This is a genomic window from Blastococcus sp. KM273129 (assembly GCF_021698995.1).
GTDB lineage: Bacteria > Actinomycetota > Actinomycetes > Mycobacteriales > Geodermatophilaceae > Blastococcus.
This window is the reverse complement of sequence record NZ_SSXB01000221.1, coordinates 1-277: the sequence shown is the minus strand read 5'-3', so window position 1 is coordinate 277 and position 277 is coordinate 1. Positions and strand designations below refer to the sequence as shown.

Below are 277 nucleotides of genomic sequence, written 5' to 3'. Positions count from 1 at the left end.
ACCCTGCGGGCGACGGTCCTGCCAGTCCCCACGGGGACGGTCACCCTGCGGGCGGTCCGAGCGCTGCGGACGGTCGCCCTGCGGGCGGTCCGAGCGCTGGGGCCGGTCACCCTGCGGGCGACGGTCCTGCCAGTCCCCACGGGGACGGTCACCCTGCGGGCGGTCCGAGCGCTGCGGACGGTCACCCTGCGGGCGACGGTCCTGCCAGTCCCCACGGGGACGGTCACCCTGCGGGCGGTCCGAGCGCTGCGGACGGTCGCCCTGCGGGCGGTCCGAG

The 277-nt window shown here is 78.7% G+C and carries 1 protein-coding gene; it reads left to right on the top strand.

The annotated features are described in order from the left end of the window. Positions 1 to 277: hypothetical protein (locus E9565_RS22105; RefSeq protein ID WP_236836749.1), on the top strand; the 277-nt coding region annotated here is incomplete at both ends.